This window comes from Kitasatospora sp. NPDC088346 (genome assembly GCF_044740765.1).
Classification (GTDB): Bacteria; Actinomycetota; Actinomycetes; order Streptomycetales; family Streptomycetaceae; genus Kitasatospora.
Window position 1 is genome coordinate 1 of sequence record NZ_JBIURH010000108.1, and the last position, 9,992, is coordinate 9,992.

Below are 9,992 nucleotides of genomic sequence, written 5' to 3' on the forward strand. Positions count from 1 at the left end.
GCGAGGGCGCGTTCGCAGTCGGCCATCGCGGTGGCGAACACCTCGGCGGAGTCGAGGAGTTCGACCGCCATCCCGGCCCACTGCGCCCCCTGCCCGGGGAAGACGAACACCCGCCGCCCGGCGGCGTCCGCGACCCCTCGCAGCACGCCCGCGGGCAGCTGCTCCCCGGCGGCCAGCGCGGTCAGGCCGGCGAGGGCGGCCCTACGGTCGCCGCCGAGCAGCACCGCCCGCTCCTCGAACGCACCGCGCCCGGCCAGCGTGCGGGCCACGCCGGCCTGCTCCGACCCGGCCGCCCGCAGGTGCTCGGCGAGCCGCCCGGCCTGCGCGGCCAGCGCCTCGGCGGACTTCGCCGACAGCGGCCACGGCAGCCCGTCGCCGCCCGGGGCCGTCGCCACCGGCCCGTCGCCCGGCGCCTCCTCCAGCACCGCGTGCACATTGGTGCCGCTGAAGCCGAACGAGGACACCCCGACCCGGCGCGGCCGCCCGGTCCGCGGCCACTCCCGGGCCTCGGTCAGCAGCTCGACCGCGCCGGAGGCCCAGTCCACGTGCGGGGTCCGCTCCTCGGCGTGCAGGGTCCTGGGCAGGACGCCGTGCCGCAGCGCCAGCACCGACTTGATCACCCCGGCCACCCCGGACGCCGCCTGGGTGTGGCCGATGTTCGACTTCAGCGAACCCAGCCACAGCGGCCGCCCGTCCGGCCGGTCCCGCCCGTAGGTGGCGAGCAGCGCGTCCGCCTCGATCGGGTCGCCCAGCGTCGTCCCGGTGCCGTGCGCCTCCACCGCGTCCACGTCCGCCGCCGACAGACCGGCGTTCGCCAGCGCCTGCCGGATCACCTGCTGCTGCGCCTGCCCGTTCGGCGCGGACAGGCCGTTGCTGGCGCCGTCCTGGTTCACCGCGCTGCCGCGCAGCACCGCCAGCACCGGATGCCCGTTGCTCCGGGCGTCGGAGAGCCGCTCCAGCAGCACCACGCCCACGCCCTCGGCCAGGCCCATCCCGTCGGCGGCGGCGCCGAACGCCTTGCACCGCCCGTCCGCCGCCAGCCCGCGCTGCCGGGAGAACCCGACGAACACCCCGGGCGTGGCCATCACCGCGACGCCGCCGGCCAGCGCCAGCGAGCAGTCCCCGGAGCGCAGCCCCTGCGCCGCGAGGTGCAGCGCCACCAGCGAGGACGAGCAGGCCGTGTCCACGGTGACCGCCGGGCCCTGCAGCCCCAGGGTGTACGCGACCCGGCCGGACACCACGCTGGCCGCCGAGCCCGCCACCAGGTGCCCCTCGGACGCGTCCGGCGCGCCCTGGGCCGCGATCGAGCTGTAGTCCTGGTAGTTGACGCCGACGAAGACCCCGGTCCGGCTCTCCCGCAGCCCGGCCGGGTCCAGCCCGGCCCGCTCGAACGCCTCCCAGGACGTCTCCAGCAGCAGCCGCTGCTGCGGGTCCATCGCGACCGCCTCGCGCGGGCTGATCCCGAAGAACCCGGGATCGAAGTCGCCCGCGCCGTACAGGAACCCGCCCTCCTTGACGTACGAACGCCCCGGCCGGTCCGGATCGGGGTCGTAGAGGCCCGCCAGGTCCCAGCCGCGGTCGGTGGGCATCGGCCCCACCACGTCCCCGCCGTCCAGCAGCAGCTGCCACAGACCGTCCGGGTCGTCGATGCCGCCGGGGAACCGGCAGCTCATCGCGACGACCGCGATCGGCTCCGCCGGGTCGCCGGCCGCCGCCGGCACCGGGCCGGCCTCCCGCGCCGCGCCGAGCAGTTCGATGCGCAGCGCCTCGCCCAGGGCGTCGGCCGAGGAGTGGTCGAAGACCACGGTGGTGCGCAGCCGCAGACCCGTCGCCGCGTTGAGGCGGTTGCGCAGCTCCACGGCGATCAGCGAGTCGAAGCCGAGCTCCCGGAACGCCCGGTCGGCCCGCACCTGCTCCGGCGAGTCGTGGCCGAGGACGTCGGCGGCGTGCCGGCGCACCAGGTCCACCAGGGTCCGCCGGGCCTCCGCCTCGGAGTGGCCGGCGAGGCTGCGCCGCAGCGCGGCCCCGGCCTCGTCGCCGTCCTGCTCCCCGGCCTCGGCGGCGGCCGCCGCGAGCGCCCGGACCTCGGGGATCTCGGAGATCAGCGGGCTCGGCCGCACCGAGGTGAAGACCGGGACGAACCGCTCCCAGTCCACGTCCGCGACCACCACGGCGCCCTCGTCGTCGTCCAGGACGCGTTGCAGCCCGGCGATCGCCAGCCGCGGGTCCATGAACGGGATGCCGCGTTCCAGCAGCTGCTGCTCCAGCTCGCTGGTGGCGAGCCCGCCGCCGGCCGCGCTCCAGATGCCCCACACCACCGAGGTGGCGGCCAGGCCGCGGGCGCGGCGGTGCTCGGCGAGCGCGTCCAGGTAGGCGTTGGCGGCGGCGTACGCGCCGTGGTCGGCGCTGCCCCACACACCGGAGACCGAGGAGAACAGCACGAAGGCGTCCAGTTCGGTGTCCCGGAACACCTCGTCCAGGTGGGCCGCGCCGAGCACCTTGGCCTCCAGGGTGCTCGCGAACTCGCCCGGGCCGGTGTCCCGGACCTTGCCGAGCTGGACGGCGGCGGCGGTGTGCAGCACCGAGCGGACCGGGTCGCCGGCGTCGGCCAGACCGTCCACCAGGGCGCGCACCGCCTCCGGGTCGGCCAGGTCGCAGGCGGCCAGTGTGACCCGGCAGCCGAGTCCGGTCAGTTCGGCGGCCAACTCGGCGGCACCGGGGGCCCGTTCGCCCCGGCGGCTGGCCAGCACCAGGTGCTCGGCGCCGCCGCGGGCCAGCCACCGCGCCACATGGGTGCCGAGACCACCGGTGCCACCGGTCACCAGGACGGTGCCGCGGGGCCGCCAGGGCCGGGGCGCGGTGGCCTGCGGTGCCCGGACCAGCCGGCGGGCGAAGACCCCCTCCGCGCGGACGGCGAGCTGGTCCTCCGCGCCGTCACCGGCCAGCACCGCCGCCAGCCGGGCCAGCGCCCGGTCGTCGCAGTCGGCCGGCAGGTCCACCAGGCCGCCCCACAGCGGCGGCTGTTCGAGGGCCACCACCCGGCCGAGCCCCCAGACGAGCGACTGGACGGGCGCCTGCGGCCGGTCCGCGCCGGACACCGCGACGGCGCCCCGGGTGAGGCACCACAGCGGCGCCGTCAGGCCCGGCTCCAGCAGGGCCCGGACCAGGGCGGTGGTCAGCGCGGTACCGGCCGGCAGGGCCGGGTGCGCGGGATGCGGCCGCTCGTCCAGGGCCAGCAGCGAGACCACGCCGGCCAGCGGCGCCCGCCCGTCCAGCGCGGTGCGCAGCCGCTCCGCGAGGGCCGCCGGGTCGCCGTCGGCGCCGTCCGCGCCCTCCAGGACCACCGGGACCACCTCGGCGCCGCTCCCGGCGAGCTGCGCCGCGATCCGGACGCCCAGCCCGGGTGCGCCGCCCGCCGGTTCGAGCAGCAGCCAACTGCCGCCCAGCGCACCGGCCGTGGGGTCGCCGAGCGGCTTCCAGGCGACCCGGTAGCGCCAGCCGTCCAGCACCGCCCGGTCCTGCCGGTGCCGGCGCCAGCGGGCCAGCGGCGCCAGCACCTCCTGCCAGGAGTCCGGCGCGACCCCGAGCGTCGCCGCGACCGTCTCGGCGTCCTCCCGCTCCACGGCCGCCCAGAACGCCGCGTCCGCGGGGTCGGTGGCCACCGGACCGGACACCGGTTCCAGCCAGAACTGCCGGTTCTGGAAGGCGTACGTCGGCAGCTCCACCGCAACGGGACGGTGCGCCGAGAACGCCGGCGCCCAGTCCACCGGCAGCCCCCGCACCTGCGCCTCGGCCAGGGCCCGCAGCATCCCGCCCGGCCCGCCCTCGCCGCGGCGCAGCGTGCCGAGCACCACCGTGTCCTGGTGCCCGAGGTCCTCGGCGACGGCCTGCACCGGCACGGTCAGCACCGGGTGCGGGCTGATCTCGACGAACACCGAGTGGTCGTGCACCAGCAGCGACCGCACGGCCGCCTCGAAGTCCACCGTCTCGCGCATGTTGCGGAACCAGTACGCGGCGTCCAGCCCCGCCGTGTCCAGGCGCCCGCCGGTCACCGCGGAGTGGAACGGCACCTGCGAGCTGCGCGGCCGCAGGTCGGCCAGCGACGCCAGCAGCTCCTCGCGAAGCCCGTCCATGTGCGCGGAGTGCCCGGCCACGTCGGCCGCCACCGCGCGGGTCCGGATCCCGGCCGCCGCACACTCGGCCACCAGCTCGGCGACGGCCGCCGGGTCGCCGGAGACCACCACCGACGCCGGTCCGTTCACCGCCGCCACCGACAGCCGTCCCCGCCAGCGGCGCAGCCGCTCCCGCGTCGCGTCCGCCGACAGCTGGACGGCCGTCATGGCCCCGGTCCCGGACAGGCTCGCCTGCGCGAGGCTGCGCAGTGCCACGATCCGGGCCGCGTCCGCCAGGTCGAGGCCGCCCGCCACGTACGCGGCCGCCACCTCGCCCTGGGAGTGACCCGCCACCGCGTCCGGCCGGACCCCGTACGACTGCCACAGTTCGGCCAGTGACACCATCACCGCGAACAGCGCGGGCTGCACCACGTCGATCCGGTCCAGCGGCGGCGCACCCGGCTCGTCGCGCAGCACCGCGGTCAACGACCAGTCGAGGTACGGCTCCAGGGCCTCGGCGCAGGCCGCCACCGACCGGGCGAACACCGGCGAGGAGGCCATCAGCCCGCGGGCCATGCCCAGCCACTGCGAGCCCTGGCCGGGGAAGACGAACACCGTCCGGGCACCGTCGGTGGCCGCCCGGCCCACCGACACGTTCGGCGCGGGCGTCCCCTCGGCGAGTGCGCTCAGGCCCCGCAGCAGCTCGGCGGCGTCGGAACCCACCACCACCGCCCGGTGCTCGAACGCGGACCGGGCGGTCGCCAGCGAGAAGCCGACGTCCGCCGGACGCAGCTCCGGCCGGGCCGAGACCTGCGCGGCCAGCCGGGCGGCCTGCGCCCGCAGCGCCTCCGGGCCTTGCCCGGACAGCACCCACGGCACCGGCCCGTCCGCCTCGGTGGGCCCGCCCGCGGCCGGCACCGCGGGCTCCGGCTCCGGTGCCTCCTCCAGCACCACGTGCGCGTTGGTGCCGCTCATCCCGAACGAGGACACGCCGGCCCGGCGCGGCCGGTCCGCCTTCGGCCACGGCCGGGCCCGGGTGAGCAGCTCCACCGAGCCGGCCGACCAGTCCACGTGCGGGGTCGGCGCGTCCACGTGCAGGGTGCGCGGCAGCACGCCGTTGCGCAGCGCCAGCACCATCTTGATCACCCCGGCGACGCCGGCGGCGGCCTGGGTGTGGCCGATGTTCGACTTCAGCGAGCCGAGCCACAGCGGCTGCCCGTCCGGGCGGCCCCGGCCGTAGGTGGCGAGCAGCGAGTCCGCCTCGATCGGGTCGCCGAGCCGGGTGCCGGTGCCGTGCGCCTCCACCGCGTCCACGTCCGCGGTGGACAGCCCGGCGTCGGCCAGCGCGGCCTGGATGACCCGCTGCTGGGACGGCCCGTTGGGTGCGGTCAGGCCGTTGCTGGCGCCGTCCTGGTTGATCGCGCTGCCGCGCAGCACCGCCAGCACCGGGTGCCCGTTGCGACGCGCGTCCGACAGCCGCTCCACCAGCAGGACGCCGACCCCCTCGCCCCAGCCCGTACCGTCCGCCGCCGCCGCGAACGGCTTGCAGCGGCCGTCCGCCGCCATCCCGCCCTGCCGGGAGATCTCCAGGAACGCGCCCGGCAGCGCCATCACGTTCGCCCCGCCGACCAGCGCCAGCGAGCACTCCCCGCCGCGCAGCGCCTGGGCCGCCAGGTGCAGGGCGACCAGCGACGCCGAGCACGCCGTGTCCACGCTCAGCGACGGACCCTCCAGCCCCATCGCGTACGACACCCGGCCGGACAGCACACTGATCGCGTTGCCCGTCATCAGGAAGGAGCGGACCGCCTCCGGGGCGCTGCGGCCCAGCGTGCCGTACCCCTGGTCCACCGCCGTCACGTACACCCCGGTCGAACTGCCGCGCAGCGACACCGGGTCGATGCCGGCCCGCTCGACCGCCTCCCAGCAGGCGAGCAGCAGCAGCCGCTGCTGCGGGTCCATCGCCAGCGCCTCACGCGGACTGATCTCGAAGAACGCCGGGTCGAAACCGCCCGCGTCCGCCAGGAACGCGCCGCGCGCCGGGGAACCGCTCGCGGCCAGGTCGGACAGCTCCCAGCCGCGGTCCGCGGGCAGCCCCGTCATCGCGTCCCGGTCGGCGGCCAGCAGCTCCCACAAATCCTCCGGCGTGCTGACACCGCCCGCGAACCGGCAGCTCATCGAGACGATGGCGATCGGCTCGCGGCTGCGCGCCTCGGCGTCCCGCAGTTGCTGCCTGGTCTGCTGGAGGTCGATCGTCACGCGGTTGAGGTAGTCACGCAGCTTCTGCTCGGTCACGGGGGTTCCTGCACCTTCGTTTCGGGAGGCGGCACGGTTCGGGGGGCGTCGTCGGAGCGTCGTCGGACGGGCGGACGCCGGGGCGGGCCGGGGGCGGGTCCCGGGCGTGGTCATCCGCCGGGGGGACTCACGGACCGCCCAGCTCGCGGTCGATCAACTCGAAGATCTCGTCGTCGGTCGCGGCGACGATCCGGGTCGCCGCCTCGCTCTCCTCGCCGTTGCGGGAGAGCACCTCGCGCAGGCGCCGGGAGAGCTCCGCGCGGACCGGCTCGTCCGCCGGGAGCTCCGCCACCAGCGCCTCCAGCCGCTCCAGGCCCGCCAGCACGGACGCCGCCGCGTCCGGGGCCGGGCCCGGGCCCTGCGGCCCGGCGGTGGCCGCCGCCAGCTGACGGGCCAGCGCCTCCGGCGTCGGGTAGTCGAACACCATCGCCGCCGGCAGCCGGACACCGGTCGCCGCGACCAGCCGGTTGCGCAGCTCGACCCCGGTCAGCGAGTCGAACCCGAGGTCCTTGAACGGCCGGCCCGGCCGCACCCGCTCCGGCGAGGAGTGCCCCAGCACCGCCGCGGCGTGCCCCCGCACCAGGTCCAGCAGCAACCGGTGCGCCTCCGCGGCCGGCAGTGCCGCCAGCCGCGCCGCCAGCGACTCCGGGCCCCCGCCGGGCACCCCGGCCGTCCCGGCGGCCGCACCGCGCAGCCGGGGCCGCCGCACCAGCCCCCGCAGGACCGCCGGGACCTGACCCGCCGCCGGGCCCGCCGGCCCGCCGCGCTGCAGCCGGGCGGCGAGCAGGTACGCGTCCGGCGCGGCCAGCGCGGCATCGAACAGCGCCAGCCCCTGTGCCGTGGACAGCGCACCCGCCGAGCCGTTCGCGCGCAGGTCCGCGGTGAGCGCGCTGCGCTCCTCCCACAGGCCCCAGCCGATCGACACCCCCGGCAGGCCCGCCGCCCGCCGCCGGGCGGCCAGCGCGTCCAGGACGGCGTTGGCGGCCGCGTAGTTGGCCTGCCCCGGGGGGCCCAGCAACCCGGCCCCGGAGGAGAACAGCACGAACACCGCCAGGTCCAGCCCCGCCGTCAGCCCGTCCAGTGCGATCGCCGCGTCCGCCTTCGGCCGCAGCACCGCGGCCAGCCGCTCCGGCGTCATCGACTCCGCGAGCCCGTCCGCCAGCACGCCCGCCGCGTGCACCACCCCCGTCAGCGGACGGTCCCCGGGCACCCCGGCCAGCACCTCCGCCAGCTGCGCCCGGTCGCCCGCGTCGCACGCCACCACCGTGGCCCGCACGCCCAGCCCGGCCAGCTCGGCCACCAGCGCGTCCGCGCCCTCGGCCGCCGGCCCCCGACGGCTCGCCAGCAGCAGGTGCCGCACGCCGTGCGCGGTGGCCAGGTGCCGGGCCACCAGCGAGCCCAGCGTGCCGGTGCCGCCCGTGACCAGCACCGTGCCGTCCGGATCCAGCGGCGCCGGGAGCAGCAGCACGTTCTTGCCCACGTGCCGCGCGCCGGCGAGGAACCGGAACGCCTCCGCCGCCTCCCGGACGTCCCAGCAGGTCAGCGGCAGATCGGTGAGCACCCCGCGCTCGAACAGGGCGAGGATCTCGGTGAGCATCTCGCCGATCCGCTCCGGACCGGCCTCCATCAGGTCGAAGGCGCGGTACCCGACCCCCGGATGCTCGGCCGCGACCCGCGCGGCGTCCCGGACGTCCGTCTTGCCGAGCTCCAGGAAGCGGCCCCCACCCGGCAGCAGCCGCAGCGAGGCGTCCACGAACTCCCCGGCCAGGCAGTTCAGCACCAGGTCCACACCGCGTCCCACGGTCGCCGCCAGGAAGCGGTCCGCGAACTCCAGCGTGCGCGAGGAGGCCAGCCGGTCGCCGTCCAGCCCGGCGGCGCGCAGCGCGTCCCACTTCTGCGGGCTCGCCGTGCCGAAGACCTCCGCCCCCGCGTGCCGGGCCAGCTGGACGGCGGCCGTCCCGACCCCGCCCGCCGCGGCGTGCACCAGGACGGACTCGCCGGGCTGCAACCCGCCCAGGTCGAACAGCCCGTAGTAGGCGGTCAGGAAGACCACCGGCACCGACGCGGCCCGGGCGAACGACCAGCCGTCCGGGATCCGCACCACCGTCCGCCGGTCCGCCACCGCGACCGGTCCGAACGCCGAGCCGAAGATCCCCATCACCCGGTCGCCCGGCCGCAGGTCCGCCACCCCGTCGCCGACCTCCAGCACCAGGCCCGCGCCCTCGCTGCCCAGCCCCTGCTGGTCCGGCGTCAGCCCGAGGGTCACCGCGACGTCCCGGAAGTTCAACCCGGCGGCCCGGACCGCGATCCGCACCTCGCCCGCGCCGAGCGGCGCCGGCTCGGCGGAGCCCGGCACCGGCGCCAGGTCCTCCAGGGTGCCCGCACCGGACGTCTCCAGCCGCCAGCCGCCCCCACCCGCGGGAACCGTCAGCAGGCCCGGCCGCGCGGCCGCCGCCAACCGCGGCACCAGCAACTCCCCGCCGCGCAGCGCCAGCTGCGGCTCGGTCCCGACCGGCAGCACGGCCGGCAGGTCCCCGACGCCCCCGGCGGATTCCGTCCGGGTGTCCCCGTCGGTGTCCAACAGCACGAAGCGGTCCGGGTGTTCGCTCTGCACGCTGCGCAGCAGCCCCCAGACCGCCGCCTGCGCGAGGTCGACCGGGCCCGGCTCCCGACCGGTACGGACCGCACCGCGGGTGCGCACCACCAGCCGGGAGGCGGCGAAGCGCTCCTCGGCCAGCCAGTCCCGGACCAGTGCGAGTGCCCGCGCGACCGTCCGGTGCAGGCGGGCGGCCTCGTCGGCGTCGCCGCCCTCCTCGTCATCCCCGTCCGGGCAGTCGGCCAGGACGACGGCGGGCACCGGGTCCTGCGGCCGCAGCGACTCCAGCGCCGCCCAGGCGGTGCCGGGCGCGCCCTCCTCGGGCAGCCACTCCAGCCGGAACAGGCTGTCCGTGCCGGCCGCCGCGGGGCCGAGCGCGTCCGCCCGCAGCGGACGCAGCGTCAGCGAGTCCACCGTCAGCACCGGCCGGCCCGCCAGGTCGTACGCCGCGAGCGAGACGGCCTCCGGGCCGTCGGCCACCACCCGTACCAGCAGCGAGGTCGCGCCCGAGGCATGGGCGGTCACCCCGTTCCAGCTGAACGGCAGCCGGGCCACCCCGTCCCGGTTCGGGAGCAGCGCACCCGCCTGCAACGCCGCGTCCAGCAGCGCCGGGTGGACCGTGCAGCCCGCGGCGTCGGCCTGCTGGGCGGCCGGGAGGACGAGCTCCGCGAACACCTCGTCCTCGCCCAGCCGCCAGGCCGCCCGCAGCCCCTGGAAGGCCGGTCCGTAGCCGAAACCGGCCCCGGCCAGCCGCCCGTACAGGCCGTCCAGCTCGACGGGCACCGCATCCGCGGGCGGCCGGCCGATCAGGTCGGGCGACGGCTGCTGCGGCGCCTCGGCGGCCAGGACGCCGGTGGCGTGCAGGGTCCACTCCCGGCCGTCCTCCTCGCGGGAGGAGACGGTCAGTGTGCGGTGGCCGGTGGGGTCGGGGGTGGTGGTGCGGATCTGGAGGTGGAGGGGGGTGGTGGTGGGGAGGGTGAGGGGGGTTTGGA

Annotated in this window: 2 protein-coding genes; both read right to left on the reverse strand. The window is 77.6% G+C overall.

Annotated elements, in window-relative coordinates; translation table 11 throughout:
* On the reverse strand, window positions 1–6,404 hold a 6,404-nt coding region (locus ACIOFR_RS41365; protein ID WP_401005874.1), incomplete at its 3' end, for a type I polyketide synthase.
* Window positions 6,405–6,531: 127 nt separating this feature from the next.
* The coding region (locus ACIOFR_RS41370; RefSeq protein WP_401005875.1) for an SDR family NAD(P)-dependent oxidoreductase at window positions 6,532–9,992 on the reverse strand (3,461 nt) is incomplete at its 5' end.